26 protein-coding genes are annotated in these 26,934 nt (G+C 65.8%); 11 read left to right on the top strand and 15 right to left on the bottom strand.

Going from position 1 to position 26,934, the window contains the following annotated elements; translation table 11 throughout:
* Positions 1–148: 148 nt before the first annotated feature.
* The 3 genes from H556_RS0101625 to H556_RS0101615 are packed head-to-tail and all read right to left on the bottom strand — an operon-like array spanning position 149 to position 4,145.
* Positions 149–781, bottom strand: a complete 633-nt coding sequence (locus tag H556_RS0101625) for a hypothetical protein (RefSeq protein ID WP_024352785.1) — start codon at positions 779–781, stop codon at positions 149–151.
* The gene (locus H556_RS0101620; RefSeq protein WP_024352784.1) at positions 778–3,009 is read right to left on the bottom strand and encodes a Mov34/MPN/PAD-1 family protein; all 2,232 of its coding nucleotides are present in this window, start codon (positions 3,007–3,009) and stop codon (positions 778–780) included. Before H556_RS0101620 ends, H556_RS0101625 begins: the two co-directional genes overlap by 4 nt.
* A complete protein-coding gene (locus H556_RS0101615) occupies positions 3,006–4,145 on the bottom strand; it encodes a ComEC/Rec2 family competence protein (RefSeq protein ID WP_024352783.1) in 1,140 nt (379 codons plus the stop codon). The genes H556_RS0101620 and H556_RS0101615 overlap by 4 nt, the downstream gene beginning before the upstream one ends.
* A gap of 516 nt (positions 4,146–4,661) precedes the next feature.
* Here H556_RS0101615 and H556_RS0101610 point away from each other — a divergent pair.
* From H556_RS0101610 to H556_RS0101600, 3 genes are all read left to right on the top strand, one after another.
* Positions 4,662–5,630, top strand: a complete 969-nt coding sequence (locus tag H556_RS0101610; protein WP_024352782.1) for a hypothetical protein — start codon at positions 4,662–4,664, stop codon at positions 5,628–5,630.
* Between the two features lie 681 nt (positions 5,631–6,311).
* The gene (locus H556_RS0101605) at positions 6,312–7,808 is read left to right on the top strand and encodes a sensor histidine kinase (protein ID WP_245559392.1); all 1,497 of its coding nucleotides are present in this window, start codon (positions 6,312–6,314) and stop codon (positions 7,806–7,808) included.
* Complete coding sequence (locus tag H556_RS0101600) at positions 7,808–8,185, top strand: response regulator (protein WP_024352780.1); 378 nt, start codon at positions 7,808–7,810, stop codon at positions 8,183–8,185. Before H556_RS0101605 ends, H556_RS0101600 begins: the two co-directional genes overlap by 1 nt.
* Before the next feature lie 21 nt (positions 8,186–8,206).
* On the opposite strand, the gene H556_RS0101595 is transcribed toward H556_RS0101600, so the two are convergent.
* From H556_RS0101595 to kdsA, 4 genes are read right to left on the bottom strand one after another with little or no spacing between them, the layout of a single operon-like run.
* The gene (locus H556_RS0101595; protein ID WP_024352779.1) at positions 8,207–9,307 is read right to left on the bottom strand and encodes a DUF3089 domain-containing protein; all 1,101 of its coding nucleotides are present in this window, start codon (positions 9,305–9,307) and stop codon (positions 8,207–8,209) included.
* Positions 9,307–10,308, bottom strand: a complete 1,002-nt coding sequence (rfaD, locus tag H556_RS0101590; protein ID WP_029673118.1) for an ADP-glyceromanno-heptose 6-epimerase — start codon at positions 10,306–10,308, stop codon at positions 9,307–9,309. Before rfaD ends, H556_RS0101595 begins: the two co-directional genes overlap by 1 nt.
* Positions 10,305–11,765, bottom strand: a complete 1,461-nt coding sequence (rfaE2, locus tag H556_RS0101585; RefSeq protein ID WP_024352777.1) for a D-glycero-beta-D-manno-heptose 1-phosphate adenylyltransferase — start codon at positions 11,763–11,765, stop codon at positions 10,305–10,307. The genes rfaD and rfaE2 overlap by 4 nt, the downstream gene beginning before the upstream one ends.
* An 18-nt stretch (positions 11,766–11,783) precedes the next feature.
* Positions 11,784–12,686 (bottom strand): 3-deoxy-8-phosphooctulonate synthase, encoded by a 903-nt coding sequence (gene kdsA / locus H556_RS0101580; RefSeq protein ID WP_029673117.1) that lies wholly within the window; start codon positions 12,684–12,686, stop codon positions 11,784–11,786.
* Between the two features lie 142 nt (positions 12,687–12,828).
* Here kdsA and sseA point away from each other — a divergent pair, with 142 nt between their 5' ends.
* A complete protein-coding gene (gene sseA, locus H556_RS0101575; protein WP_024352775.1) occupies positions 12,829–13,659 on the top strand; it encodes a 3-mercaptopyruvate sulfurtransferase in 831 nt (276 codons plus the stop codon).
* On the opposite strand, the gene H556_RS0101570 is transcribed toward sseA, so the two are convergent.
* Entirely contained in the window at positions 13,656–14,975 is a 1,320-nt protein-coding gene (locus tag H556_RS0101570) for a dicarboxylate/amino acid:cation symporter (RefSeq protein WP_024352774.1), read from the bottom strand. The two genes, sseA and H556_RS0101570, sit on opposite strands and share 4 nt — an antisense overlap.
* A gap of 31 nt (positions 14,976–15,006) precedes the next feature.
* Positions 15,007–16,116, bottom strand: a complete 1,110-nt coding sequence (locus H556_RS0101565; protein ID WP_024352773.1) for an amino acid ABC transporter substrate-binding protein — start codon at positions 16,114–16,116, stop codon at positions 15,007–15,009.
* A gap of 157 nt (positions 16,117–16,273) precedes the next feature.
* Here H556_RS0101565 and H556_RS0101560 point away from each other — a divergent pair, with 157 nt between their 5' ends.
* Complete coding sequence (locus H556_RS0101560; RefSeq protein ID WP_024352772.1) at positions 16,274–16,894, top strand: TetR/AcrR family transcriptional regulator; 621 nt, start codon at positions 16,274–16,276, stop codon at positions 16,892–16,894.
* Positions 16,895–16,995: 101 nt separating this feature from the next.
* Here the strand turns inward: H556_RS0101560 and H556_RS0101555 are convergent, their stop codons facing one another.
* Positions 16,996–17,811 (bottom strand): hypothetical protein, encoded by an 816-nt coding sequence (locus H556_RS0101555; RefSeq protein WP_245559391.1) that lies wholly within the window; start codon positions 17,809–17,811, stop codon positions 16,996–16,998.
* A 111-nt stretch (positions 17,812–17,922) separates the two neighbouring features.
* Between H556_RS0101555 and H556_RS0101550 the strand changes: the two genes are divergently transcribed.
* Both H556_RS0101550 and H556_RS0101545 read left to right on the top strand, forming a co-directional pair.
* On the top strand, positions 17,923–18,528 hold the full coding sequence (locus H556_RS0101550) for an LOG family protein (protein ID WP_024352770.1): 606 nt from the start codon (positions 17,923–17,925) through the stop codon (positions 18,526–18,528).
* Between the two features lie 115 nt (positions 18,529–18,643).
* The gene (locus H556_RS0101545) at positions 18,644–18,937 is read left to right on the top strand and encodes a DUF8200 family protein (protein WP_024352769.1); all 294 of its coding nucleotides are present in this window, start codon (positions 18,644–18,646) and stop codon (positions 18,935–18,937) included.
* Between the two features lie 75 nt (positions 18,938–19,012).
* Here H556_RS0101545 and gltX read toward each other — a convergent pair whose 3' ends face one another.
* From gltX to H556_RS0101530, 3 genes are all read right to left on the bottom strand, one after another.
* A complete protein-coding gene (gene gltX / locus H556_RS0101540; protein WP_024352768.1) occupies positions 19,013–20,362 on the bottom strand; it encodes a glutamate--tRNA ligase in 1,350 nt (449 codons plus the stop codon).
* Positions 20,363–20,443: 81 nt separating this feature from the next.
* Positions 20,444–20,878: an RNA polymerase-binding protein DksA gene (gene dksA / locus H556_RS0101535; protein WP_081650853.1), complete on the bottom strand. Its 435-nt coding sequence runs from the start codon at positions 20,876–20,878 to the stop codon at positions 20,444–20,446.
* A 187-nt stretch (positions 20,879–21,065) separates the two neighbouring features.
* Complete coding sequence (locus tag H556_RS0101530) at positions 21,066–21,494, bottom strand: flagellar assembly protein FliX (protein ID WP_024352766.1); 429 nt, start codon at positions 21,492–21,494, stop codon at positions 21,066–21,068.
* 183 nt (positions 21,495–21,677) lie between these two features.
* On the opposite strand from H556_RS0101530, the gene H556_RS0101525 reads away from it, so the two are divergent.
* From H556_RS0101525 to H556_RS0101510, 4 genes are read left to right on the top strand one after another with little or no spacing between them, the layout of a single operon-like run.
* Positions 21,678–22,796: a flagellar basal body P-ring protein FlgI gene (locus H556_RS0101525; protein ID WP_024352765.1), complete on the top strand. Its 1,119-nt coding sequence runs from the start codon at positions 21,678–21,680 to the stop codon at positions 22,794–22,796.
* The gene (locus H556_RS0101520) at positions 22,796–23,104 is read left to right on the top strand and encodes a rod-binding protein (RefSeq protein ID WP_024352764.1); all 309 of its coding nucleotides are present in this window, start codon (positions 22,796–22,798) and stop codon (positions 23,102–23,104) included. Before H556_RS0101525 ends, H556_RS0101520 begins: the two co-directional genes overlap by 1 nt.
* Positions 23,101–23,541, top strand: coding sequence for a hypothetical protein (locus H556_RS0101515; protein ID WP_024352763.1), 441 nt, complete (start codon positions 23,101–23,103; stop codon positions 23,539–23,541). The genes H556_RS0101520 and H556_RS0101515 overlap by 4 nt, the downstream gene beginning before the upstream one ends.
* Before the next feature lie 48 nt (positions 23,542–23,589).
* Positions 23,590–25,191 (top strand): EAL domain-containing protein, encoded by a 1,602-nt coding sequence (locus H556_RS0101510; RefSeq protein WP_024352762.1) that lies wholly within the window; start codon positions 23,590–23,592, stop codon positions 25,189–25,191.
* Here H556_RS0101510 and H556_RS0101505 read toward each other — a convergent pair.
* A complete protein-coding gene (locus tag H556_RS0101505) occupies positions 25,164–26,765 on the bottom strand; it encodes an ABC-F family ATP-binding cassette domain-containing protein (protein ID WP_024352761.1) in 1,602 nt (533 codons plus the stop codon). The two genes, H556_RS0101510 and H556_RS0101505, sit on opposite strands and share 28 nt — an antisense overlap.
* Positions 26,731–26,868: a hypothetical protein gene (locus H556_RS16240; protein ID WP_155802393.1), complete on the bottom strand. Its 138-nt coding sequence runs from the start codon at positions 26,866–26,868 to the stop codon at positions 26,731–26,733. Before H556_RS16240 ends, H556_RS0101505 begins: the two co-directional genes overlap by 35 nt.
* Positions 26,869–26,934: the final 66 nt, after the last annotated feature.

The raw sequence follows: 26,934 nt of genomic DNA, 5'->3' as shown, positions 1-26,934 counted from the left end.
CCCAGCAAGGGCCAGAACAGATTCACGCGGGAGACCGCCCTCCCCTCGCGCTTCTTCGGACCTCCTCGCCCTGGTCCCAAGAAGCGAAACAACAGCTTGACCCAAGGCCTTCCGGTCTTGGACGGGCTCTCCTCCGATTGATCTCCCGTCACTGCGAACGTTCCTCGTGAATCAGGAACTCCGCGACCAGTTCGCGGGTGTAATATCGCGCAAAGCGCCATGCTCGGAGGGACGCGAGTATCCCCGCAACGCCGGCGACCAGGGCGTAGCGGACATCTGGCCATCGAACGATCAGGAACCAGGCGCCCAACAACAGGAAAGCCGCTGTCAGGCCACGCATCAGGCCATAAGTGCGGTTAAAGAGGTCGACGCGACTGGTCCTGCCGACGGACGCGAGCCGTGCATAAACCTGGCGAACCAGCCCGTCGAATTGCCGCCCGCCCAGATCCGCCGGAGCCTCGACGCCGGAAAGCCCTGCGAGCTTGGCAAGAAACGCTTCTCGCTGAGCTGGGGCAACCAGCCCGTTCGATCGGCGAAGCCAACGGGAGGGAAGGCCGCCGAACGGCGCCCAGGCTATCCATTCGACCAGATTGCCCAGTCCTTGAACGAGGTGCCCCGCGACGAAGGCGCAGATCAGGAACATGCCGAGGTCCCCGACGGACAAGCCATCGACCTCAACCAGCGCCCTCGCTTCCGGCCAGAGCAAGATCACGCCAGCGGCCACGACCGATCCCGGCGTGATGATCGCGATATATTCGCACGGATCGAAATTCTGGCTCACCTGTCCCCCTCCCGGTAGCCTGCGAAAATACACTGAAACCCATCCGTGCCGCGGATAAGCAGTGCGAGCGGATAAGGCGCATCCTTGGCCAGCTTCGCCGCCGTCGCCCGGTCGACCTGCGACGGGTTGGCGGCACCCAAATGACTGTGCCACGTCCCGACGCAGTACAAGGCCCCGCCCGTCCGGGCCGTTAGGTCAGAGATCGCGCCTGCCAATCCGACGACACCGAGTTCAAAGAAGGACGGCGAGCGTTTGCTGTCGCTAGGCGCCTGCATCGTATCCAGCGCGTAGATGGTGCGAGTGATGAACGATACCCTGCCGACTAGGACACCGCCGGTCTCGGATTTGGGCCATCTGCCGGCTTCGGCGTCGATCGCGGCGCTCACGGTCGGTGCGATCGACAGGGTCCAGCCGTCCGCGAGGGCCAGTCGGAAAAAAGGAGAGATCGGGGTGGTCTCGTGACTCAGGCCTCCGCCATCGCGTCGCCAGGTCTGGATCAGTCCCGTCGTCGGCATTTGCGCCAGGTGTTGTCCGATCGCCTCGGCCATCACCGCGGCCTGGACCGAAAGGCGGGCGTCGTCGGCGATCATGGTCGACGAACCGCAGCCCTCACCCAGAGCCAGCCGCGATACACCGGCGCCCTCAAAGATGTGCTGCGCCAGACTTTCGTCTCGTGCCGCCGCAGCATAGCCGACGCCGGCCAGTTCCTCGATCGAGGGATTACGGCCGGGCCCTTCCACCCGCAGAGTCCCTAGCGACGCTCGATCGAAAAGCTCCGCATCTATCCAACGGGCTGAGGACGGCGTTTGTGCAGCGCCCGCCCTGAGGGCCAACGAGGCGGTCGTATTGACGATCACCTTAGGCGCGTCAGCCCAAGCCTCCATGAGGATCAAGGCCTCCGTGGCGTCGCCAGGAAGATCACGTAGCGGTTCTCGCACAATGCTGGCGACCGCCTCGACCAGAGCAGAGGACTTAGGGCCTCGCCATTCGAGGCCGAGGCCGTCGGTTGTCGGCAACAAGCCATGGCGCGCAACGTTGTGCGGAAGCAGCTGCGATTTGTCAGAAACGGCGATCGGGGTGACGCCGTGCCGTGCAAGGTGAATCCCAATCTTTGAGCCGAGGCTTCCGGCGCCTATCAGAGCCCAGGGGGTCACAATTTCCGGTCCCCCGCTCACCCGGCGCAGAAGCTGGCGCGATAGCCGATCCCGTACGGCAAGGCGGTCCACCCTGGTCCTCGGATCTAATTTCGCTCGCTTGGACGGGAAGGTTAGAGGCAGCGAATAGGCGAACACCTCAATGTCGCTTTCCGAACCGGCCAAAGGCAACGGACGACGTACCATCATCAACACCACGACCGGGAGTTTGGCAGCGTTTCCGCCGTACGGGGCATTGTTGGTCACAATATCGAGATACATGCCCAAGCGGCGACTGACTTTGAGCCGTTCAGCCTTCGCCATCAGGTCGGCGTAGGTCTCCACGTCATCAGGCTCATAGTCCGCAAACACGGGGACGGGTTCGCCCTCTCCCGAAGTCGCCCACACCGCCAGGCAGACGCCTTCGCCGTACACGACATCGCCCCTCACGCGCCCACCAAGGCTCGCATCGTCGAGCTTGACGACGTCCCCCACCTCCCCAAGCCAGGATCCTGGGTCGCCTGCGCCGAGCCGGTGAGCGGCAAAGCTGGTCTGGAGGTAGGCGTAGCCGAACTGTCCACCAGGTTGAGCGTCGGGCAGCCGTCGGATGGCGGCCACGTCGACGAGCACGCTGTCGATGTAGCCGTCACGGCGAGACACCTCCCAGCCCTGATGCGGATCGATCAGAGCGCCGGACGCCGCACGTTTGAGCCAGGCGACAAACTGATCGATCAGGCCGTGGATGCCGTAAACCGCATGAAAATCATCGATTGGCGCCTCTGTCAGGCAGGGCACTGGGCGCCCATCTGCGGTCAGCCATGGCTGAACGTGGGGAAATCCTCGGCCGAGGTCGGCACGGTAGGAGGGCCCGGGTGCCTTGGTGGGGTACAGGGGGCCGAAGTCGAGGCGGACCCGCTCGACCGGCCGAACACCGAACGGGCTGGCTCCCTGGGCCACCCATCGGTGGCCCAGGGACAAGTCGACGTCGAACTCAACGATCGTCACGTCCGACACCGCTACTGGCGCCTCCATGCTGCGAACCGATGGGTGTCGGCCGATCTGCCGGCAGGCGTACTCGATCAGGAGGTCGGTCACCCGTGCCCTTGGGGGGTAACGCCAATCAGCGTGGGGCCGCGGCGGGTGGCAGCCGCCTTCAGGAGCGTAAGGCCGCCGCGACCGATCTCGTACTCGAGTGGTTCCGGCCCGTCGTCCCCAACGCAGACAAACTCGCCGTTGACCTCGTCGAGGATGTCTTCGTACTCGCGCTTCGCGCGCACGCAGGGCGGATCGCAGTCATCGTCCTGGATCGGCTTGCAACTGGCAACGATCTTCGCCCCCGACCGAGCCTGTCCCAAGGCGTTGCGCGCATCCTCGCTGACTTCGGCGTCTTCGCCATAGTCGCTCCAGCTGTCCCATGACAGGCTATGCCAGCTGCAGTGGTGGGGCGTCTGCAGCAGGTCGTAGGCGAGGTGCTTCGGCGTCGACGATTTCCTGTTCCAGAGACGCTCCCAGATGCCGACCTCAGCGTCTCCGCCGCTGAGAAACAGTACCGGATCGCTGCCCTGCTCACTGGCGAGGCTGAATTGGATGATGATGCTGCTGTCGTTCTTCGACAGCGCCTCTTCCTCCTCCTCATCCTCACTTTTGGAAAGCGGCGCGAGCAGGCGGGCCTCGAACAGATCCTCGCTCGATCCGTCGATCTCCCAGGTGACCTCATCGATCTTCACCAGAATCCCGGCCAGCTCGTCGGTCTTGCCGTCCTCGTCTTCGCCCATGATGCGCACGCGCTCGTTCGCCTTGCACGCGCCTTCGTCCTTGAAGACCTTCACCCGACGCTTGGCTTCACGATTCCAGGCCTTGGCGTCGTTGCAGAGGGTGTGGCTGCGACAGGCGCGGCGGAACACCATCGGCGAAGACCACATCTCCCGGATGATGATCTTGTCGCCGTCGGCGTCGTAGTCCGCGATCGGCCCAAGATGGAAATGCTTCTCCAGCCCACGGCAGTGATCCGCGTCGGGGTGGGAGAGGATCATCGCATCAACGTAGAGCCGGTCGGCGTCGTCGCGGCGAAGGCGAGCCCGAAGCTGTGAGGCCACGTCAGCGGTCTCGTCGTTGGGGTCATCCGCCGCCGCGCGAATGTTGCAGTCAATGAGGATCGTCCTGCCGCTTTGCAGGGTGATCAGAGTCATGTCGCCGTTGCCGACGCGGAAAAAGCTAACCTTGGCGGTCATGTTGTCCGGATATGCTTGCCGCAGGCAGCCGCCGGGACGCTCGCATGGCTGTTGTAAGCCGAGGAGAAGCGCGCTTATATCCGGAGCCGATCTGCGATCGGTTGAAAGAAAAGCGGGTGAGAGACGACTTCCTGCGACGGCCAAGTCTGGTGGTCGCCTCTCCCCGTGGACCCCGGCCAGCTGGCCGTGGCTGGTTGGCCTAAGCCTCCCGTTCGCCCCCTCCCGAGAGCATCTCGCTGGTTCGAGCCAGCCACCCGCGCACACGAATCGCCGATACGCACCATCAGTATGGGGCGCCGAGCGTAGATGAAAAGCGCAGTTAACGGAAGGTAGCCAGATTCGCGTGATTCGGAGTTAAAGTCCAGATATGGTGTTGCTGAGGCGACACAGTACTAGGTTTAGCGATTTTCACTCTGTCTGCCGCTTGGGAGAGGATTTCGCACAAAACAAGAACACCTTACCATTGGCTACGCGGCTGCACCCGCGCAGCGGGTGGCCAGTGGTAGGAGACCGGTCGTGACCCTCGTCCTTCGAAGCCATTTCCCTGAGCCTCCTGCCCAGTCGCTCATCGCCGCGTTTGAAGACCACGTGAGGACAACCGGTCAGCCGGAGACCTTCCATGCGATCAGCACCACCAAGCCGCCAGTGGATGGCGACGTCGAGGTGCTTCTCGAAAAAATCAGCATCAATAAGAAGCTGCGCCCGAACGGGAACGGTGCCCCGTGCCCGATCTGTAGCCCAACTTCTCCCAAGTACCTGTCCGACGGGACGTTGATCTGGTGCGCGCATACCGAGGCGATCTACGCCATCGGGCCCAAATGCAGCCTCAGCATTTGGACCGACAACCGACTGCAGACAGCTAAGAACGTCTTCCGCCGCTCCCAGAAGGAGCGAGAGGAGACCGCCGCGCTTTTTCATCATGTCCGGCGGGCTGATGCCTTTTTGCAGTGGATCGCAGATCACCAAGGGCGCGCCTCGGCCGCCGAGCTGGCCCACCGCGAGTTTGCGCGGTCGATGAGAACCCTACGCCTCGCGTTGTCCCGTGACATCAAGACTAAGGGGCCTACTCTCAGATCCTCCAGCGGCCGAGCGCTTGCCACGGTCCGTGGTCCCACCTTCTTAACCGGCTCCTGGTCGATGAGCCGCGAACTGTCCGAGGCGGCCGCGAGTATCCGGAAGGCCACAGCTGAAGCCGGTCCAGATCCTCAAGCCTGGGCGGAAGCTCTGGCCCCAACCGTGAGGCGGGAGAAGCTGAAAGAAATCCGGGCGGCTAGGCAGATGCTGGTGAGATCGGCCGAACGTATGTCAGCGGCGGCCCTTTTTCTCAGTCAGGGCAACATCGAGCCGTTGGCGATCTGGTCGAAGCTCGAATCCTCCCCAATTCGCTTCGAGGTGAGCCACACCAGCACCAAGATTGAGGTTCAGCAGGGCTCTGATCGCTGGTTGGGTCCCCTCGGCCTGGCAATGCCGGACGCTGTCCCGTAGGCCCCAGCGCCCATCAAGAGTCACCTTTCGCACCGTGCTATGATTGGCTAAGCAAGTAACCGCCCGGCTGGCATCCCTCTGATCCGGCCATCACCAATCCTGCAGCGCGCCACTAGCTGTGCTGCGGGGACTTGAGGGATGCTGAATGCATGACACCCGTCCCTTTTCGATGGCCGCTCGGTCTCGCCGACAGAGCTAGCTGCGCGTGTTCGCAAACCCTATGCGATTCCGGTTCGCGAAGTATTCGTTCACGAGCGGATCGATTGAGCGCACAATGAGCCAGTCCCTTCGACCGCTCCTCAGGGAAATCGGGTCGGGCGAGTCGCGAGCAATCAGATCAGCGACATTTCTGTCGCTGATTCTCCGTTGCCTGAGAGCCGCAGCATGAAGTCGTATGGCGGCGCGAGCCAGATGGTGATGCGGGCTTGTCCAAGCAGTCCGGTGGCCTAAGCCCGCGCCCTTGTGATCATTCACTGGAAAATCCGGCGGAGGCAGTCCCCCAAGCGCTCAAAGTGGAGAAAAATCGGTTTGATGAATCGGTGTCCGTGTTCATCCTTTTCCCCACGCCAGCCGCTGTCAACTTGACGCTTAAGGACGCTGGTTTACTGTTTCCCTGTTTCAACAGCGGGCCGTGCACCCTTTCCGCGCGCGTTGCGTTAGGGACGCAACAGGACGGGGGGCGTGTTGAAGACACTGGCCAAAACGATTGACCTGGTCGCGGCCTTCGACGCCTCGCCTAACCCCTATATGCTGCTGGACCGCGACCTGCGATTTGCAGGAATGAACCAAGCCTATCTGGACGTTACGCTCCGCAGGCGGGAGGAACTGATCGGCGTGCATGTGATGGATGTATTCGGCGCCGCGCCCCAAGGGCCAAGCCACGACGCCAGCCAACGGCTCGAAACATCCTTCAAGAAAGTACTGGAAACGGGCGAAGCCGATCATCTGGCGCTGCTGCATTATCCGATCCGCACGCGGAGCCCCCACGGCGAAGCCGTGTTCGATGATCGCTACTGGAGTTGCACCCACACGCCGATCAAGAATGATCACGACGAGGTCACCCATATCCTGCAGCACACCAGCGACGTCACCGAGCTGGTCAAGGCTCGGACATCAGATGAGGCCCCCCGCGACGCCCTGGAACAGATGCTGGGCGGTGGCGTCTTTCGTCGGGCGATGGAGGTAGAGGCGGACAATCAAAGGCTGGAGGCCGAGCGGCGCCAGCTCTCGGATGTTCTGTTGAACGCGCCGGGCTTTGTTGCGGTTCTGAACGGACCGGATCATGTCATCCAGTTCTGCAACGAAGCCTGCTATCGCCTTGTCAATCATAGAGACATTCTGGGCCAGACGGTCAAACAGGCCCTGCCTGAGCTGGGCGAACAGGGCCATCTCGACTTTCTCAACGACGTCTATGAGACCGGGGAACCGGTCATGGGCAGGCAGCGGGCGTTCAGCCTGCAGCATTCACCGGACGGTCCGGCGGACAATCGCTACATCGACTTCGCCTATCAGCCCATCCGGGACGAGAATGCGCGCGTGATCGGCGTCTTTGTTCAGGGGCATGACGTGACGGATGTCGTCATGGCCGCTGAACGGCAGAAGCTGATGATCGACGAGCTCAATCATCGCGTAAAGAACACCCTGGCCACCGTTCAATCCATCGCCATGCAGACGGCCCGCACCCACCAGGACCCCCGCTCGTTCGCCGAGGCCTTCGAAGCGCGGCTTATGGCCCTGTCGCACACCCACGATCTTCTCACGAAGAGCCACTGGGAGGGCGCCGATCTGCGCTCGGTGCTGGAACATGAGACGCGCGCGCACGGGGCAGGACGGCTGAGTCTGAACGGGCCGCTTGTCGCTCTTTCGCCAGCCAGAGCTCTGTCGCTGGGCATGATTTTCCATGAGCTGGCCACCAATGCCGCCAAATACGGCGCCCTGGCGCATGGCGATGGGCGGGTGACGGTCGACTGGCGCGTGACCAATCATTCTTCCCCCCAGTTGGAGATCATCTGGAGTGAAACCGCCGGTCAGACCGTGCAGAAACCAGAGCGGCGCGGTTTCGGCACTCGCTTGATCGAGCGCAATGTTCGGCATGACCTGCGCGGCGCTGTTGATATGAGTTACACAGGCCACGGCCTGAGCGCCCGATTCACCCTGCCGCTGGAGACAGACGCCTGATGACCGATATCTTTTCCGGTAGACGCGTGCTGATCGTGGAGGACGAGTCCCTGGTGGCCATGCTGCTTGAGACCATTCTGGCCGATCTTGGTTGCGATGTGGTGGGGCCGGAATCCAACATCGAGGACGGGCTGAACGTCGCGTCAGGGACCGCGCCGCTCGACGCCGCCCTGCTGGACGTCAATGTCGCGGGGCAGGAGATATTTCCGGTCGCTGAGGCGTTGAAGGCCAGGGGCGTGCCGTTCGTGTTCTCGACCGGATATGGTGAGGCGGGCCTGCCGGAACACTGGCGCGGCAACCCCACGGTGCAGAAGCCCTTCACCGAAGGCGCCATCCGCGACGCCCTGATGACCGCCCTGAACATGCAGAGGGCCTGAGCGCCTTATCCTGACGCTCGCTTACGACGGATGCAGCGCTGACCATGCCGACAGACGGGCCAGCGCATCCGCCTCAATGTCGGCATAGAAGGGGTTGTAGGGCGGGATCTTGCGCTGTTCGGCCCAGGCGCCGGTCGGTCGGAAGGACTCTGAACTCAGCCGTGATCGCCACAGGACGCCGTCGCGGCACTCTGCCGCCACGATACGGCGTTGCAGGGCGGGACGTACGCCCCACTCTAGATTGGTGGCGTTGGTGGCGCCGCGGCTTTCGCGCATTTCAGAGCGCGGGGCGCCTGCCGATCCCGTGACCGGATTGACGCAGGCCGAGGCCAGGCCGTCGAACGTCACCAGAGCCCCCCGGTCGTCCCACGTCAGGGCGCGACGCAGCGCGCGTCGAGCCTCGCTCTCGTTGTTCTCCTCGAGCGAGCGCCAGGTCACGACACAGCCAGCCTGCTCGCGGCTGCTGCACAGGGGAATGGCGGTGAAACGAGATGTCGGAGCCAGGTGCTCCATCAGATAGGCGGCGGCCAGACGCGACCGCAGGGCGGGATCGGGCGCGATCCGTTCATGCAGCAGGCGGTCGGCCAGTTCGGCCCCCTGCTCTACCCCGGCCAGGATGATGGGGCCGTCGGGATGACGCTTCAGCCAGGCGTCAAATGCAGCGGATATGTCGTGATAGGCGAAGGCGCGCGCCTCTCGGGCGTCTTCACGCAGGGTCAGGCGGGTGTAGAGGCTGGCCTGGCGATACAGGGGCGCGCTGACGTCTCCAGCCAGGGCCAGAGGTCCGGCGTAGTTGGGCAGGACCGCGCCGCGCAGCCCGGCCAGGGCGCGGGCGTCGTCAATGGCCCCGTTCCACTCCTTGCCGCCGTTATAGGTGGTGGAATGGACGAAGAAGACGTGGGCGGGCCCGGCCGCCGGCGTGCGGGCGTCCAGCAGGGCCCAGGCGTCAGCCTGCGCATAGTCGGGCTTGGCCGGCGGCTGATAGGTCTGGAATGGCACCTGGGGATCGAGGCCGGATCGCAGGATATCGCCGCGCCAGACGGCGACCGCCGCCGTCAGAATGAAGACGAGCGCAAAGCCCGTGTAGCCGACCCACTGGCGCGCAGTCAGCCGGGGCAGCATCAGCGGTACGGGTCCGACTGGGCCAGGAAGTCCTGGACATAGCGGCGCACGCCTTCCTCCAGCGGCGTCGACTGGCCGCCGTAGCCGAGGGCGCGGATGCGATCCATGTTGGCCTCGGTGAAGTACTGATAGCGGTCGCGGATCGCCTCGGGCATGTCCACATAGGCGATGGACGGCTTCTTGCCCGCCGCCGCGAAGGTCGCGCGCGCCAGATCGGCGAAAGAGCGGGCCTGGCCTGATCCGGCGTTGAACACGCCCGAGACAGCTTCGTTCTCAAGCAGCCACAGGATGATGTTGACCACGTCGTCGACGAAGACGAAGTCGCGTAGCTGACCGCCGTCGGGATAGTTGGGATTGTGCGAGCGGAACAGGCTGACCGTCTCGCCCGCCTGCACCTTGGGCCAGATCTGGGCGACGACCGACTTCATCCCGCCCTTGTGGCCCTCGTTCGGACCATAGACGTTGAAGAACTTCAGCCCGGCCCACTGAGGCGGCGCCTCGTCGCGATCAGCCTGGCGAACCGCGTACTGGTCGAACAAGTATTTCGAGTAGCCATAGGCGTTTAGCGGGCGAAGCGCATTCAGGTTCTCAGGATCGTCGCGATCCTCAAAACCCGCCTCGCCGTCACCGTAGGTGGCGGCCGAGGAGGCGTAGATCATCCGCACATTGCGCACCGCGCACCAGTCCCAGATGTCGCGCGACAGGCTGAAGTTGGTGCGCAGGATCAGGTCGGCGTCCGGCTCCGTCGTCGAGGAGATGGCGCCCATGTGGATCACCGCCTCGATGCGGTCGGCGTGGCGTTCCAGCTGCTCGAACAACTCCTCGGGCGCCCAGAGGTCGGCGATGGGGTGTTTGGCGATGTTCTTCCACTTGGCGAGGTCGGCCGTCTCCAGCCGGTCGCAGACGACCACATCCCAGGCGCTGCTCTCGCACAGGCGGGCGACGATGTTGGAGCCGATGAAGCCCGCGCCGCCCGTGACGACGATTATTCTGGGCGTCATGCCTTGTCTCCAGTCATCTTCTCGATGGTCTTCGTCGTGGAGTAGCCATTGGCGAAGTCGGCCAGACGAACTTCCCCGCCCCAGCTTTCGACCTCGGCGGCGCCGACCACCTTGTCCTTGGTGTAGTCCGAGCCCTTGATCAGCACGTCGGGCTTCAGCCGCTCGATCAGGGCGATGGGCGTCGGGTCGTCGAAGGCCGTCACACGATCCACGCTGGCCAGACCGCCGATGACGGCGGCGCGACTGTCCAGATCATTGACGGGGCGTCCCTCCCCCTTCAGGCGCCGCACCGAGGCGTCAGTGTTCAGCGCCACCACCAGCCGGTCGCACCAGCTGCGCGCCTGCGCCAGATAGGCGACGTGGCCGCGGTGCAGGATGTCGAAGCAGCCGTTGGTGAAGCCGACTTTCAGGCCCTGACGCTTCCATGCCTCGACCTGATCGGCCAGTTCGTCCAGCGGCGTGACCTTGGATTGGGCCAGCGCTGCGTGCTGGCTCATCTCGGCCTCGATCAGTTCGGCCGGGGTGACGACGGCGGTGCCGCTTTTGCCTACCACCACGCCCGAGGCGAGTATGGCGAACTGCACCGCCTGTTCCAGCGTCGCGCCTGCGCCCAGCGCCAACCCGAGGGCGGCGAGGCAGGTGTCGCCCGCGCCCGAGACGTCGAACACTTCACGCGCCCGACCGGGGAAGTGAGTGACCCCGCCGTCCCGTTTCGCCAGCGTCATGCCCTTGCCCGCGCGGGTGACGATGACGGCCTTGGCCGTGGTGGTGTCCAGCAAGGCGGCCAGCGCCGCCTCGACCTGTTCATCCGTCTCGGTCGGCAGGCCGGTGGCGCCCGCCAGTTCGCTGGCGTTCGGCTTGATGACGTCCACCGCGCCATAGCGGGCGAAGTCGCGGCCCTTGGGATCGACGATGACCGGCGCGCCGTATTCGGCCCCGGCCCACAACGCCGCCTGAATGGCGCCGTCGTCCACCACGCCCTTGGCGTAGTCGGACAGCAGGATGGCGCCCGCGCCGTGGAACACGGCCTTGTCGGCATAGCCGGAATGGAGGGCGGCCTCGTCGTCCAGACGCAGAAGCTGCTGCCCCGCCGCGACGAAGCGCGTCTTTACGATGGTGGCGGCGCCTTCGGGGCGGATCAGGGCGTCCTCGATCCTGTCCTCGACGGCGATCAGCTCGGCCAGCTCGGCGCCCGCCGCGTCATCGCCCGCCACGGCGCCCAGACGGGCCTGACCGCCCAGAGCCGCGACGTTGCGGGCGACATTGCCCACGCCGCCGGGCATGGCCACGGTGCGGCGCGCGCGCAGGACAGGGATCGGCGCCTCGGGCGAGATGCGGCTGACCTCGCCATAGACATAGCGATCCAGCATCAGATCGCCGACGCAGGCGACCTTCAGGTCGCGCACGCGCTCCAGCAGGGACTGCAGGGCGCCGAGATCAAGAGAACGTTCAGCCATGACGCCGAACTAGCGGATTCACGCCGTCTTCGCCATCGGCCCCTTGTGGCCGAGCTTGATGGCCAGGTCGTCGAAGGCGATCAGTTCGGCGGCCAGGGCCTCGAACTGGCTCAACGGCACCATGTTGGGGCCGTCCGAGGGGGCGTTGTCCGGGTCTTCGTGCGTCTCCATGAAGACGGCGTCGACGCCGACCGAGACGGCGGCGCGCGCCAGCACCGGCACGAACTCACGCTGGCCGCCCGAGGAGGTGCCCTGCCCGCCCGGCTGCTGCACGCTGTGGGTCGCGTCGAAGACGACGGGGCAGCCGATCTCGCGCAGGATCGGCAGGGCGCGCATATCACTGACCAGGGTGTTGTAGCCGAAGCTGGCGCCCCGCTCGCAGGCCATGACGTTCGGGTTGCCCGCGCCCGTGACCTTGGCGATGACGTTCTTCATGTCCCAGGGGGCCAGAAACTGACCCTTCTTGATGTTGATCGCCTTGCCCGTGGCGGCGGCGGCCAGCAGCAGGTCGGTCTGGCGCGACAGGAAGGCGGGGATCTGCAGCACGTCCACGGCCTCGGCCACGCCCGCGCACTGGGCCTCGGAGTGGACGTCGGTCAGGGTCGGCAGGCCGGTGACTTCACGGATTTCTGCGAAGATCGGCAGGGCGTCCTTCAGGCCGATGCCGCGCGCTGCGCTGGCGCTGGTGCGGTTCGCCTTGTCGAAGCTGGTCTTGTAGATGATGCCGAAGTTCAGGCGCTCGCCGATCTCCTTCAGCTGATGGGCCGTCTCCAGCGCGTGCTGACGGCTTTCCATCTGGCAGGGGCCGGCGATGAAGACGATGCGGGCGCCGCCGCCGATGACGACGGGTTTTTTGAGGCCTTCGGACAGGGTGATGACGGCGTTGGGAGAGGTCACGGCGGCGCTTTCGACTGATTTCAACGGCGGTTCGCGGGCCTATGCCGCGACTTTGAGTCGGACAGGTGGCGTCGCGGATGCGTTTGCGCAACTTATCCGGCGACTCAGGTCCTGACCATCGCCCCTGAAAGCATGATTGTTTGGGCGATCATGATAATCTGGCGCCATGAACACGCCTCTGATCTCGACCGAAGCTCTCGCCGCGCAGATGACCAAGCCGGACCTGCGCATCATCGACGCCAGCTGGTGGCTGGACGGACGTGACGCGCGCGCGGATTTCGAGCGCGAGCGGCTGCCGGGCGCGATCTTCTTCGACCTCGACGCGGTGTCGGATCGGGAAAGCCCCTATCCGCACATGCTGCCCTCGCCGGACGCCTTCGCGGAGGCGATGGGGGCGATGGGCGTGTCGGAGAGCGACGACATCGTGGTCTATGACGCCCAAGGGCTGTTTTCGGCGGCGCGCGTCTGGTGGACGCTGCGGACGATGGGCGCTCAGCGTGTGCGCGTGCTGGATGGCGGCCTGCCGAAATGGAAGGCCGAGGGGCGACCGCTGGAAGGCGGTGAAGCGGAAGGACCTGTTCCTGCGCGGTTTGAGGCGCAGTTCGACGCCGACGCCGTAGCGGACTTCGATCAGGTCGGCGCTGCGCTGGCTGAGGGCCTTCAGGTTGTCGATGCGCGCGGGGCCGCCCGCTTTCGGGGCGAGGCGGCCGAACCGCGTCCCGGCGTGCGCGCTGGCCATATGCCGGGGGCGTTGAACCTGCCATTCGCCAATCTGCTGAATGCGGACGGGACGCTGAAACACGGTCAGGCGCTGGAAGACGCCTTTCGCGCGGGCGGCGTCGATCTGAAGCGGCCTGTCATCACCAGTTGCGGCTCGGGCGTGACGGCCGCGATCCTGACGCTAGGGCTGGCCGTGCTGGGGCGGCCGTCGCGGCTCTACGACGGGTCGTGGGCTGAATGGGGCGCGCGGCCGGACGCGCCCCTCGCCGTCGGTTAGGCCGCGCCGGTCGCCAGCGGCGGCGCGTCCGGCTCGTCTTCGTCCTTTTCGCCGCGAGAGACGACCGTGGCGATGACCAGGTCTCCGGTGACGTTCAGCGACGTCCGGCACATATCCAGGAAGCGGTCGACGCCCAGGATCAGGCCGATGCCCTCCGGCGGCACGCCCACCATCGCCAGGATCATGGCGATGACCGGCAGACTGCCCGCCGGAACCCCTGCCGTGCCGACCCCGCCCAGAATACAGACCAGCATGACGATAACCTGCTGGCCCAGCGTCAGGTCGACGCCGAAGAACTGGGCCAGGAACAGCACCGTCACGCCCTCGAACAGGGCGGTGCCGTTCTGATTGGCGGTGGCGCCGACGGTCAGGACGAAGCGGGCGATCTTGCGCGGCAGGCCCAGCTCCTGCTCGGCGACGCGCAGCGACACCGGCAGGCTGGCGTTCGAGGAGGCGGTGGAGAAGGACACCACCATCGCCTCACGGATGGAGCGGAAAAACTTCACCGGCGACATGCCGCCGATCAGCCAGACCACCAGCGGATAGACGACGAACATATGGATCGCCATCGCGCCCACGGCGACGGCCACGAAGGCGCCGAGCCGGATCAGCAGGTCCCACCCGAACAGGGCCGCCAGATTGAACATCAGGCAGGCGATGGCGAAGGGGGCGATGCGGATGACGAGGTTGATGAGCTTCATCATCACCTCGAACAGGCCTTCGATCGTCTGTTGCAGGCGATCTGTGGCCGGGCTCTTGGCCATGACCAGGCCCACGCCGAAGAAGAGGGCGAAGACCATGACCGGCAGGATCTGGTTCTCGGCCGCCGCCGTGAAGACATTCGACGGGATCAGATCGAGGAAGAAGTCGCCCGCCTGAACCGGGGTTGGCGCATTGCCGATGATGGAGGCCGCCCCGGCGCGCCCCTGATCCAGAAGCTGCTGGGCCAGGACCGGATCAACGCCATCGCCCGGCCTGAAGATATTGACCATGACCATGCCGATCAGCACGGCCATTGCCGAAATCACGACGGTGTAGATCAGGCTGCGCGATCCCGCGCGCCCCAAGGCCTTCAGATCGCCCATCTCGGCCACGCCGATGACCAGGGCCGAGAACAGCAGGGGCAGCACCAGCATAAACAGCAGGCGAAGGAATATCTGGCCTGCCGGTCCTGTAATGTTGGAGGTCAGCCACTGAACCCAGCCGACGTCGCCGCCGACGGTCAGATTGACGATGAGGCCGCCGATGAGGCCGACCAGAAATCCGATCAGCATCAGCATGTGAAGCGGCAGTCCGCGCTTGGCTGTAGTCTCCATCCGGTCCCTTCCCTGATCCCCCCTGCTTGGACTAGCGGACAGGAAGGCCGTAGATCAACCCGCTAGGTCGAGAGGACCATTGAGCATTCAGTCCCCGATCGAGATCAAGCGATGACTGTTCGCCCAGGTTTCGATTGAATATCTCGCCGTAATTTCCGCTCACTGTGATCGCATCCAGCGCCCATGTGCGCGGCAGATCGACGCTGGGCCCGAAATCACCTTCTACGCCAAGCAGGCGTCGGACCCTGGGGTCTGCAGAATTCTTGGCCAGATCAGCCGCATTGTCGCGGGTTACGCCCAGTTCCTCGGCCAGGATCAGAGCGTTCAGCGTCCAGCGGATCACCGCCAGCCACCGATCGTCGCCATTGCGCACGACCGGACCCAGCGGCTCCTTGGAGATCACGTCGGGCAGGATCATGTGCTGCTGCGGATTGGGCAGGGTCGTGCGGGCGGCGGCCAGGGCCGAGATGTCGGCGGTGAAGGCGTCGCACGCCTCGCGCGCATAGGCCTGACGCGCCTCCCCTTCGGTGGCGACGACGACCGGACGGTATTCGATACCCCGACGACGGAAATAGTCTTCGACGTTCAACTCGGTCGTTGAGCCGGACTGGACGCAGATACGCGCACCGTTCAACTCGGCCGCGCTGGTCAGGTTGAGCGAGCGGCGGACCATGAAGCCCTGCCCGTCGTAGTAGTTGACACCGGCGAAGCTGAGGCCCGCTGCCGTGTCACGGCTCATGGTCCAGGAGGTGTTGCGCCACAACACGTCCACGCGACCGGCGCGGACAGCCTCAAATCGCTGTTCCGTCGTCAGCGGCACGAAGCGCACCGCGTCCGGGTCGCCGAAGATGGCCGCCGCCGTAGCCCGGCAGAAATCGACATCGAAGCCCCGCCAGGCGCCCCGGTTGTCGGTATAGGCGAACCCCACCAGGCCTTCGTGCACGCCGCAGTTCAGGCGGCCGCGCTGGCGGATCGCCGCCAGAGTCGGACTTTCCTTGACGTCAGGCAGGGCGGTCGGAACGCGCGGAGTCGGTTCGCGCACGGCGTCGGCCTGCGGTTCGTCCTGTCGCCCGCAGGCGCCCAGAAGCACAAGCGCCGCCGCCAGTCCCGGTCCGATCCACTGCGCCTTCATGCCGTTCATCGCCTCTTACTCGTCCCGCCCTTAGTTAGGCCGCCCAGAAGGCGCACCGCAACCCGCGCGGAGGGACTAAAGCCGGGCCGGAGCGGCGATTCGCGAACCTTGCAGTCTGATCAGGCGGCCCGTAAGACAAAACATCGCATAAACCATATTTTCACCGATGCCCCCTTCCGTCGCAGACAAGCCTAGGCGCCGTCGCCGTTCGCCCGAAGAAGCACGTCGCGAGGCCCTGGCCTCGGCGCGCGATCTGTTGCTGGCTCGCGGGCCGAACGCCGTTACCTTGACTTCTGTCGCAGGCGAGATCGGCGTCACCCATGCTAATCTGATCCACCATTTCGGATCTGCGGCCGGGCTGCAATCGGCGTTGATGGCCTCGATGACCGCTGATCTGAGCGATGCCCTGGATGCGGCGATCATCCGGTTGAGAACCGATGACGGCGCGCCGCTTGAGGTGGTCAACGCCGTATTCGCCGCCTTCTCGACCGGCGGCGCCGGACGCCTCGCCGCCTGGATCGCCATGTCGGGGGATCTGTCTCATCTCGAACCTGTGCGGGCGGCGGTGCAGAACCTGGTCGCGGCCATCAAGGAAAAGATCGGGGCAAGCGGCGGACAGGCGGATGATATTATCGGCTCGGCCGTCCTCTTCATCGCCCTGAGCGCATTCGGCGACGCCCTGATCGGCGATCCTCTGCGCGATATGCTGGGACAGGACGACGACGCCGGACGCCAGGTCGTCGCTCGGCTGCTGGCGCGGCTGTTGGTCGATTACTCGGCCTCATGACGTCAAAAAGAGAGCCCGACGCCAGGCGCCGGGCTTGAAGTCATTCGGTGATGGTGGGTGTCCTCCGAAAAAGAAGACAATCCGTAGATCAACCGGTTTGGTTAATGTGGCGTTAACGACGTTTCGGGCGATGCCGTGGAGCCAGGAATATCGGGGAACCAGCTGGTCTGGCGCGCGGCGTCCGACAGGGCGCGCGTGACCCTCCATCCCTGTCCTGCGCGTTCCGCCCGTCCCGTCGCGGGGCCCGGTCCGGGATAGGCGTAACGCTCGCCCGCGACCTCGATCTGCACCGCCCGATCGCTGACTCGAGACAGGGGCGTGGTCCATAAGCCCGTTTCGTCCGCCACGGCGACGGCTGTTTCGCCTTCGCTCTTCACCTCGATGCGCTGGCCGGGCTTGGCGCGGCCGGATGCCAGCAAGGCGCGACCATCGCCGTCCACGGCGTCCAGAGCAGGACCGTCCGTCAGTCGACGGCTGGGGCCGCCGTCAATCAGCAAGGCCGCTACGATGGCGCCGTCTCCGGCCAGAAAAAGCCGTTCCGGCCCAGGCGTCGGCGTCTGACCGATCTGGATTTCCGGCGTCAGGACATGGCCGAGCGCTTCCCTGCCGACCGGCAGTTCAAAGCGCCCGTGCGAATCTGCGCCCGCAGCCATCGCCTCGCCCAGGGCGTTGCTGAGAATGACGCGCGCGCCCGGGGGCGCCTGACCGCTGACCACCACGCCGGAGCCTTGCCTCGAGCCTTGCAAAGTCACCTTGTCGATGTGCGGCGCGGCGGCCCAGTTTTCCTGATCCGCCTGTTTGGGCTCTTCAGGGGGCTGAGGCGGAGAGCCGCAACCGGCGACAGTCAGGCTAAGAAACGCCGCCAGAGTCAGCTTCTGTCCGCCTCGTCGCCACGCCGCCATAGCTCTCGCCCTCATCCTGTCGTCCTTCGCTCGTTCCATCCCGCCCCGCATCACTATAGGTTGCAGCCTCATCCGGGCCAGCCGGTTCGTGCTGGAGCTTAAACCGTAAAGGTCGTCAGACACTCCATGTCCCTGCCCCCCGTCAACATCGCCCCCTTCGAGGGTCGCTCCGTCTGCCTGTTCTGCGGCTCGTCCGACGGTACGGACCCCAAATACGTTGAGGCCGCTGCGGCCTTCGGCAAGGCGACGGCCGAGGCGGGCTGGCGCTTCGTTTATGGCGGCGGCGGCGTGGGGCTGATGGGCGCCTCGGCCCGCGCCGCCCATGCGGCAGGTGGTCGCGTCGTGGGCATCATGCCCGCCTTCCTGCGCAGCCGCGAGCGCCTGTTCGACGATGTGGAGACGATCGTCGTCACCTCCATGCATGAGCGCAAACAGCTGATGTATGACGAGTCCGACGTCTTCGTCGTCGCGCCCGGCGGCGTCGGCACGCTGGAGGAAGTGGTGGAGCTGCTATCGTGGAAGCGGCTGGACCTGCACGCCAAACCGGTCATCTTCCTGAATCTGGACGGCTTTTGGGACGGCTTCTTCACCCTGATCGAACACACGGTCGAAAAGGGCATGACGCCGCGCAGCTTCCTCGACGCCTATGTCAGCGTGGATTCGGTAGAGGGCGCGATCGAGGCCATGAAATCAGCGCAGGACACGCCCCACTTGCAACATGATCGCCGGTAAGTAAACGTGCGTCAGTAACGCCGGTCCATCGGGCGAGAAGCTGGATTGACAGTTTTCTTGAACAACGGTCTATGGCGTTGCTGGGCGTGCGCCCTACCCTTATCGGAGACTGTCCATGCGTGCTCTTCTCGCCGCCGCCGTCCTGTTCGCGGCCGCTCCCGCCTTCGCTCAGGCGCCGGTTACCAGCGCCACCCTGGCCGACGCCGCCAGCGCGCCTTCGGGCCGCGTCATTGTCGACGGCGCGACCTGGCGTTGTGAAGGCGACGCCTGCACCGCCACGGGCGGCGCCAGCCAGCCGGCGACGCGCGCCTGCCGCCGCGCAGTCGCCAAGCTCGGCCCGGTGACCAGCTTCACCTACAAGGGCCAGAGCCTGAACGAAGACGAGATCGCCGCCTGCAACGCGGGCTGATCCAGCTTCAATCCTGAACGAAAAGGGCCGCCTTCACGACGAAGGCGGCCTTTCTTGTTTCCGTGAGGCGAAGCCTCAGGCGGCCTCGCCCTTGAGCCGTTGAACCAAGCGGTCTCGGCCGATCAGCGGGATCATGGCGGCCATGTCGGGCCCATGCGCCTGCCCGGTCAGGGCCAGACGCAGCGGCATGAACAGGCCCTTGCCCTTGGCGCCGGTCTTGTCCTTCACCGCCGAGGTCCAGGCCGACCAGGCGTCGGCGTCGATGGTGTCCGGCAGTAGTTCAAGAGCGGCGGCGGCGAAGGCGGCGTCTTCGATCACCGGCGTGATCGGCCCCGTGACGATCTTCGCCATATCGACGACATCGCCGAACCTGTTGAGGTTGCCCTTCACCGTGTTCCAGAAGATCTCGCCCAGATCGACGCCCAGAGCCTCCAGGCGCGGCTTGGCCTCGGCGTAGTCGATGGCGTGAACCGCCTGGGCGTTCAGACGGTCCAGATCGGCCGTGTCGTAGCGCGCGGGCGAGCGGCCCATCTTGGAGAAGGCGAAGGCGGCGCCGAGGTCTTCCAGCGAGGTGGCGACTTCCAGATTGTCGGAGGTGCCGATCTTGCCCAGGTGGCTGGTGATGGCGATCGGCTCATAGCCGTCGGCGCGCATGTCCATGATGGCCAGCGAACCCAAACGCTTTGACAGGGCCGAGCCGTCGGCGCCGACCAGCAGCGGCATGTGGGCGAAGCCGGGAACCTTGGCCCCCAGCGCCTCGAAGATCTCGATCTGGGCGCCGGTGTTGGTGACGTGGTCCTCGCCCCGGATGATGTGGGTGATCTCCATGTCGATGTCGTCGACGACCGACGGCAGCGTATAGAGGAACAGGCCGTCCTCGCGGATCAGCACCGGGTCGGACATGGAGGCGGTGTCCACCTCGGCGTGGCCGCGCGCCAGGTCCTCCCAGGCGACGCGCTTGCCTTCCAGCTTGAAGCGCCAGTGCGGACGGCGTCCCTCGGCCTCAAAGGCGGCCTTCTCAGCATCGGTCAGCGACAGGGATGCGCGATCATAGATCGGCGGCTGGCCGCGCGACAGCTGCACCTTGCGGCGGCGGTCCAGTTCATCGGCCGTTTCATAGCAGGGGTAGAGGCGGCCCGCGGCCTTCAGCCTGGCGGCGGCCTCTTCATAACGGTCGAACCGCTTGGACTGATTATAGCGTTCGTCCCAGGTCAGGCCGAGCCACTTCAGGTCGATCTCGATATTATCTTCCGACTCCTGGGTCGAACGAACCAGGTCGGTGTCGTCGATGCGCAGCACGAAGAAGCCGCCCTGCCCCCCAATCTTGGCGTTCTGGGCGAACAGCCAGTTCACCAGAGCCGTGCGGACATTGCCGACGTGCAGCTTACCCGTGGGAGACGGAGCGAAACGAACCTTGACGGACATGGGGGATCAACGACCTCGATAGGAAGGCGGCTTGGTCGCGCCGCCGTCCGCTCAAGTCAAGCCGAACCGCCCGTAAAGACGTCAGTCGTCGCGGTGGACGCGCTCGCGGCGCTCGTGCCGTTCCTGAGCCTCGACCGACAGGGTGGCCGTCGGGCGGGCCTCAAGGCGACCCAGGCCGATCGGTTCGCCGGTGTCTTCGCAATAGCCGTAGGAGCCGTCTTCGATCCGGCGCAGAGCCTCGTCGATCTTGGAAATCAGCTTGCGCTGACGGTCACGGGTCCGAAGTTCCAGCGCGCGATCCGATTCCGACGAGGCCCGGTCCACCAGGTCGGGGTGGTTTTCGGTCTCGGCTTTCAGATTGGTGACCGTACCCTTCGATTCGCGAAGGATATCGTCCTTCCAGGCCAGGAGCTTGTTCTTGAAATAGGCGACCTGCCGCTCGTTCATGAACGGTTCGTCGTCCGTCGGCCGATAAACGGCCGTGTCCCCAGACACTACAGAGGCCAATGCGGTCATCGCACTCACACTCGTTTCTCTATCGCGCCCCCCTGCGGCGCATGGGCCGTATAGGCAAGGGCAAGAGTCGCGGCAATGGCGTTCGCGAGTCCGTGATATGGCTAAGCTGCATTGACGCTGGGGAAGTGTGGCGAATTATCCTCACAGAGCGCTCTTTGCCGGATAGTAGACTGAAGTTTCGTCGCCTTTAGGCGCGAATGCGGCTCATTTCCGCTTTCGCCAGCTCCACCGAGGCGCGCAGGTCGATCTGGTCCAGCACGGCGGTCAGGCCGGGTTCGGCCTCTTCGTCACGCTGCTCACGGATATCGCGGGCCAGACGGCTCAGAGCCGCCCCGCCGTCCTGACCGCCCAGCAGGGCCAGCTTCAGTTCGTCCAGACGGTCCAGCAGGCCAGAACCGCGACGGATGGCGCGGCGCCGACGCTCGATCGGATCCTCAACGCCCTGCAGGGCCATCAGGGCTGCGGCGCCCGCCACGCCCGAGGCGGAAGATGTCGCGCCGGCCTGTGCTGAGGCGGCCGCGCCGCCCGTGCTCGGCAGGGCGAAACCGCCTGCGGCGCGCGCCGCAGGTCGGGCGGTCGGCGTTGAAGCGGCGCCCAAGGGTCCGGTGACCTTCATGCAAGACGTCTCCTTCTACGCCTCCACCTTGACGGCAGGGGCTGAACTCTTGGTTAACGGCTAGGCAAATCCTGCCCGCAGGCGCCGGAGAGAAAGCCGACAATCATTGTAATTACTCATGTTTTCAAGCGGCACGATCCTCGCATGGTTAATGGCGAACGCTCACGCAGGGACGTCCGTCGCATGCAGAAGTTGCTTACCGCCCTTATCGCCCCGGCCGTTGCGGCCGTCGCCCTCACCGTTGCGCCCGGCGAGGCGGAGGCCCAGTCGCGCATCAAGGACATCGTCTCGATCGAGGGCGTCCGGTCTAACCAGCTGGTCGGCTATGGACTGGTGGTCGGGCTGAACGGCACCGGCGACAGCGTCCGCAACTCGCCCTTCACCCGCCAGTCGCTGGAGGGGATGATGGAGCGCCAGGGCGTCAACATCCGGGGCGCCAACCTGAACACCAAGAATGTGGCGGCCGTCATGGTTACGGCCGAACTGCCGCCCTTCGCCACGCCGGGCTCGCGACTGGACGTCAGCGTCTCGGCGATGGGCGACGCCAAGAGCCTGTTGGGCGGCACCCTGCTGGTCACGGCCCTGCAAGGCGCCGACGGCGAGGTCTACGCAGTGTCGCAGGGGGCGGTGCAGACCGGCGCGGTTTCGGCCTCGGGTTCGTCCGGGTCGTCGATCACGCGCGGCGTGCCCACGGCGGGCCGCATCGCCTCGGGCGGGGTGGTCGAGCGCGAGACCGGCTTTGACCTGGCGTCCATGCCCTCGGTGCGGCTGACCCTGCGCAACCCGGATTTCACCACGGCCCAGCGCATCGCCGCCGCCATCAACCAGACCTACCCCCAGACCGCCTTCGCCGAGAACGGCACGGTCGTCGCCATTCGGGCGCCCCAGAACTTCGGCATGGCGGGCTTTCTGAGCCGGGTCGAGAATCTGCCAGTCCAGATCGATTCCCCGGCCAGGGTCATCATCGACGAGGTCAACGGCGTCATCGTCATGGGCGAGGCCGTGCGTATCTCCACCGTCGCCGTGGCGCAGGGGAATCTGACCGTGTCGGTGCAGGAAACGCCGATGGTCAGCCAGCCCGAGCCGTTCAGCCGGGGCGGCCAGACCGTGGTGGTGCCGCAGTCGGATGTCAGCATCAGCGAAGATTCAGGTCGTGAAATGCGGCTGGTGGGCGGTTCCACCTCGCTGTCGACCCTGGTCAACGGCCTGAATGCGCTGGGCGTCAGCCCGCGCGACATGATCAGCATCCTACAGGCCATCAAGGCCGCCGGCGCCCTCCAGGCCGAAATCGAGGTGATCTGATGAGCCCCCTCGCCGCCTCTCCAGACCTTTTGCGCGATCCCGCCTCGGCCCTTCCTGGCCAACCGAAAAACCTTGAATCCCTGCGACGCACCGCCGAAGCCTTCGAGGCTAGCTTCCTGTCGCAGATGATGAAGCCGATGTTCGAGGGGCTGAGCACCGAAGCGCCCTTCGGCGGCGGCGCCGGCGAGGCCGCATGGCGCGGCTTTCTGGTGGACGCGATGGCGCAGCAGACCGTCAAGGCCGGCGGCGTCGGCCTGGCCGACAGCGTTCTGGCCCAGATGATCAAGATGCAGGAGCAAGGCGCATGACCGCCGATGTCGAGACCGCCGCCCTGCGCGTACAGCATCTGACGCGTCTGACCCGCGACCTGACGGATCGACTGTCGCTGGAAATGGACGCCTTACGCGCCCACCGCGCCCAGGACCTGAACGAAGGCATGGCCCAGACTCAGGAGATGGCTAACCTCTATCGGCGCGAGTCGGCGCAGGTGAAAGCCAATCCGGCCGCCATCGCCGCCGCGCCTGAGGCTGACCGGCACGCCCTGATCGAGGCAACCGAGGCCTTTGAAACGGTCCTGGCCGAACACGCCGTGACCGTGGAGGCGGCCCGTCAGATTTCTGAGGGACTGGTGCGCACCATCGCCGCCGAGGTGGCGGGCGCCCGCGCGCAGGGCGTCGGCTATGGCGCCTCGGGCCAGGCCATGCAGGGCGACGGCCGCGCGGTGGCCCTGAACCGCACGGCCTGACGCTCGTACGTCGCCTTTCCTTAACAGCCCGCGTCCTATGGCTTCGGCATGACCCTGACCCCTCGCCTGCTCGGGCTGGCCTTCGCCGCCGCCGACGCCCTGATCGAAGTGGATCAGCAGGGGGTGGTGCGCTTTGCGCTGGGGTCCGGCCCAGTGGCGGGACAGCAGACGGCCGCATGGGTCGGGCAGCCATTCAGCGAGCGCCTGTCCATCAATAGCGCCGCCGCGCTGCAAGCCCTGCTGGATGGTTTGAACCCCGGACAGCGCAGCCCTGCGACTGAGGTTCTGGTGGATTGCGGCGACGGCCGGATGCGTCGGGCGACCCTGCGCGCCTTCGCCTTGCCCGACATCGCCCCGGCGCGGTCGTGCGCCCTGTCCTATGAGGGCGAGCCTTTCGCGGTCGGCGTGGAGCCTGTTCAGATCGGGGCTGCGCCGCCGGACGCCGAAGGGTTTCTGAACCATGCTCGCGCCAGCCTGTCGGGCGGCGACGCAGGCGCCCTGCAGCGGCTGGCCCTGGCCTTCATTGATGTGAACGGCCTGCAGGGCGTCGATGCGACCACGCTGGAACGTGTCCATAACCGCATAGGGGCCACCCTCAGCGCCGCCTCGCACGACGGCACCAGCGCGGGTCGGCTGACCCCGGATCGCTACGCCCTGATCCGCAAGGCTGACGATCAACGCGACCTGGCCGATGAGATGCGTATGGCCGGGCAGGCCGAAGGTCTGGTCCTGTCCGCCGTCGCCAGCCAGGCCAATCTGGGCGAAGACGCCGCCTCGGCCCTGCGGGCCATGCGTTTCGCCATTGAGGGTTGTCTGAAGGAAGGCGGCCTGGATCAGCCGGAACTGTCCTTCGCCGATTCCCTGCAACGGACGCTGAAGGATGCTGACCGCTTCCGCAGCATCGTGCGCGACCGGGAGTTCGCCCTCTACTATCAGCCGATCGTCGACCTGAAGACGCGGGCCGTGCACCATTTCGAGGCCCTGGCGCGGTTCGGCAAGGGATCGGGGCCCGCCGCCGCCATCCGCATGGCCGAGGAACTGGCCCTGATCGACGGCTTCGATCTGGTCGTGGCGGAAAAGGCCGTCCGACGGCTGCGCGAACCGGGCGGGGGCCTGTTGAAGATCGCCGTCAATGTGTCGGGCGCCTCACTGGCGAGCGACGCCTATGTCGCCGCCCTGATGAAGATGACCGCCTCGGCGCCCGAGGATCGTCGGCGCCTCATGGTCGAGGTGACGGAAACCGCCGCACTGGCCGATCTGGCCGCCGCCGACCGCCGTCTGGGCGCCCTGCGCAAGGCGGGGATCAAGGTCTGCATCGACGACTTCGGCGCCGGGTCGGCCTCCTTCGATTATCTGCGCGGCCTGTCGGTCGATGCGGTGAAGATTGACGGGGGCCTAGTGCGCGATATCGACATCGACGCCCGCACCCGCACCCTCGTCGCCCATCTGGTCGAGCTGTGCGGCTCGCTGGATCTGGAGACCATCGCCGAGATGATCGAGACGGATCAGGTGGCCGACGCCCTGCGCGATCTGGGCGTCACCCACGGTCAGGGCTGGCTGTTCGGCCGCGCCGAGGCCGAGCCGCGCACCATCCTGAATGCTCCCTCGATCCGCGGACGCCGTCAGGGCGTGGTCGAAGGCTGGAGCTGACCTGACTTCAGCACGATGGTCCGGTCAACGCGCAGGCTCTGAACGAAGTCCGCGTCGTGGCTGACCACCACCAGAGCGCCGTCATAGGCCGACAGCGCCGCCTCCATCGCCTCGACGGACTCTATGTCCAGATGGTTGGTGGGCTCGTCCAGCACCAGCAGTTGCGGCGGCTGGGCGCCCGTCAGGACGCAGGCCAGAGCCGCGGGCAGCCGCTCTCCGCCTGACAGTTCGCCGACGCGCCGATCCGCCTGTACATTGCGGAACAGAAAACGCGCCAGCGCCGCCCGCGCCGCATTGGGCGTCCCTTGCGGGTTCAGCCGCAGCCAGCCTTCGACGAGCGTTTCATCAGGCCTCAGCATCGCCGCCTGCTGGTCCAGCAGGGCGGCGCGCACTGGCCGTTCAATCGCCCCTGCTGATGGCTGAATCAGCCCCGCGATCAGCTTCAACAGGGTCGTCTTGCCTGCGCCATTGGGGCCGACGACGGCGAGGCGCTCAGGCCCCGTCAGACGCAGTGAGATCGGTCCGAGCAGGCGACGGTCGTCCTCGGTCGATACAACCGCCTCATTCAGATTCAGCACCAGCCGGCCTGCAGGCAGACCTGTCGCGGGCATGGCCAGCGCCAGTTGTCGCACCCGCTCGACGCGCTCACGCGCCTGAGCCAGGTCAGCCTCGACCGCCTGAAGCTTGCGTTCGGCCAGCCGCTGGCCGCGGGCGCCGGATTCCTCGGCGCGTTGGGCCTGGGCGTCGAGCAGGATCTTGGGATCGGAGCTGTTGGCGCGCGCCGCCTTGCCTGCACGATCGCGCCGGGCCTGACGCTCCTGCGCCATCTGGGTTTCGCGTTGCACCCGGCCGACGGCGCGCTCGGCCTGTTCCAGGTCTCGTTCAGCGGCGGACAGTTCGGCGTCGCGGCGCTCGACATAGAGATCCCAGCCGCCGCCATGCACCCGCGCGCCCAGACTGGACAGTTCCACGATGCGATCCACGCGGCGCAACAGGGCGCGGTCGTGACTGACCAGCACAACCCCGCCCGGCCAGTCGGCCACGACATCGGCGATCATGGCGCGAGCCTCGGCGTCCAGATGATTGGTCGGCTCGTCAAGCACCAGGAGGTCCGGCGCCGCCAGTTTCAGCCCCGCCAGCCGCAGGCGCGTCTGCTCTCCGCCGCTCAGGTCCGCCGTGCGCCGGTCCAGCGCCAGGTCAGCCAGACCGACCTCGGCCAGAGCCATCTGCATCCGCTCTTCCAGCGTCCAGTCCGCCTCGGCCATGTCGTCCAGCGAGCCATCGCCCGCCAGTACGCGATGCAGAATCGCCAGAGGCTCTCTGACGCCCAGCGTATCGGCGACGGTCTCGCCGTCGGCAGGGGTCGGGGCCTGCGCCAGCCAGCCGATGGTTCCGACGCGCGTGATCGCGCCCTCGGCGGGCTCAGCCAGACCGGCGATCAGGCGCAGCAGCGTGGTCTTGCCCACGCCGTTACGACCCACGACGGCCGTGCGTTCGCGCCCGAAGGCGAGCGTCAGATTGTCGAAGAGGCCTCTGCCGTCAGGCGTGCGGGCCGCGACGCCGTTGAGCGTCACGAGTGCGGATGCGGACCGGTTTGGGCTTGGGTTGAGTAAGGACATAGGCGAGCGCGAGCAGCGGCATGGAAAGGGCGAAACCGATTTCCAGGGTGCTGATCATGATCGTCGTGCCTCCTCACTGATGCGTTGGCTGAGTGAAGGATGGGGACGGACGTTTCATAACGCA

The organism is Brevundimonas naejangsanensis DSM 23858 (assembly GCF_000421705.1).
GTDB lineage: Bacteria > Pseudomonadota > Alphaproteobacteria > Caulobacterales > Caulobacteraceae > Brevundimonas > Brevundimonas naejangsanensis.
This window is presented reverse-complemented; position numbering and strand designations above follow the sequence as displayed.

What these genes read in the sequence shown, in the direction of transcription:
- H556_RS0101615 (WP_024352783.1), bottom strand. Translation starts at nt 4,145, where the DNA reads ATGACCGCCAAGGTTAGCTTTTTCCGCGTCGGCAACGGCGACATGACT.
- H556_RS0101600 (WP_024352780.1), top strand. Translation starts at nt 7,808, where the DNA reads ATGACCGATATCTTTTCCGGTAGACGCGTGCTGATCGTGGAGGACGAG.
- H556_RS0101595 (WP_024352779.1), bottom strand. Translation starts at nt 9,307, where the DNA reads ATGCTGCCCCGGCTGACTGCGCGCCAGTGGGTCGGCTACACGGGCTTT.
- rfaD (WP_029673118.1), bottom strand. Translation starts at nt 10,308, where the DNA reads ATGACGCCCAGAATAATCGTCGTCACGGGCGGCGCGGGCTTCATCGGC.
- rfaE2 (WP_024352777.1), bottom strand. Translation starts at nt 11,765, where the DNA reads ATGGCTGAACGTTCTCTTGATCTCGGCGCCCTGCAGTCCCTGCTGGAG.
- sseA (WP_024352775.1), top strand. Translation starts at nt 12,829, where the DNA reads ATGAACACGCCTCTGATCTCGACCGAAGCTCTCGCCGCGCAGATGACC.
- H556_RS0101570 (WP_024352774.1), bottom strand. Translation starts at nt 14,975, where the DNA reads ATGGAGACTACAGCCAAGCGCGGACTGCCGCTTCACATGCTGATGCTG.
- H556_RS0101565 (WP_024352773.1), bottom strand. Translation starts at nt 16,116, where the DNA reads ATGAACGGCATGAAGGCGCAGTGGATCGGACCGGGACTGGCGGCGGCG.
- H556_RS0101560 (WP_024352772.1), top strand. Translation starts at nt 16,274, where the DNA reads ATGCCCCCTTCCGTCGCAGACAAGCCTAGGCGCCGTCGCCGTTCGCCC.
- H556_RS0101555 (WP_245559391.1), bottom strand. Translation starts at nt 17,811, where the DNA reads ATGAGGGCGAGAGCTATGGCGGCGTGGCGACGAGGCGGACAGAAGCTG.
- H556_RS0101550 (WP_024352770.1), top strand. Translation starts at nt 17,923, where the DNA reads ATGTCCCTGCCCCCCGTCAACATCGCCCCCTTCGAGGGTCGCTCCGTC.
- H556_RS0101545 (WP_024352769.1), top strand. Translation starts at nt 18,644, where the DNA reads ATGCGTGCTCTTCTCGCCGCCGCCGTCCTGTTCGCGGCCGCTCCCGCC.
- gltX (WP_024352768.1), bottom strand. Translation starts at nt 20,362, where the DNA reads ATGTCCGTCAAGGTTCGTTTCGCTCCGTCTCCCACGGGTAAGCTGCAC.
- dksA (WP_081650853.1), bottom strand. Translation starts at nt 20,878, where the DNA reads ATGACCGCATTGGCCTCTGTAGTGTCTGGGGACACGGCCGTTTATCGG.
- H556_RS0101530 (WP_024352766.1), bottom strand. Translation starts at nt 21,494, where the DNA reads ATGAAGGTCACCGGACCCTTGGGCGCCGCTTCAACGCCGACCGCCCGA.
- H556_RS0101525 (WP_024352765.1), top strand. Translation starts at nt 21,678, where the DNA reads ATGCAGAAGTTGCTTACCGCCCTTATCGCCCCGGCCGTTGCGGCCGTC.
- H556_RS0101520 (WP_024352764.1), top strand. Translation starts at nt 22,796, where the DNA reads ATGAGCCCCCTCGCCGCCTCTCCAGACCTTTTGCGCGATCCCGCCTCG.
- H556_RS0101515 (WP_024352763.1), top strand. Translation starts at nt 23,101, where the DNA reads ATGACCGCCGATGTCGAGACCGCCGCCCTGCGCGTACAGCATCTGACG.
- H556_RS0101510 (WP_024352762.1), top strand. Translation starts at nt 23,590, where the DNA reads ATGACCCTGACCCCTCGCCTGCTCGGGCTGGCCTTCGCCGCCGCCGAC.
- H556_RS16240 (WP_155802393.1), bottom strand. Translation starts at nt 26,868, where the DNA reads ATGATCAGCACCCTGGAAATCGGTTTCGCCCTTTCCATGCCGCTGCTC.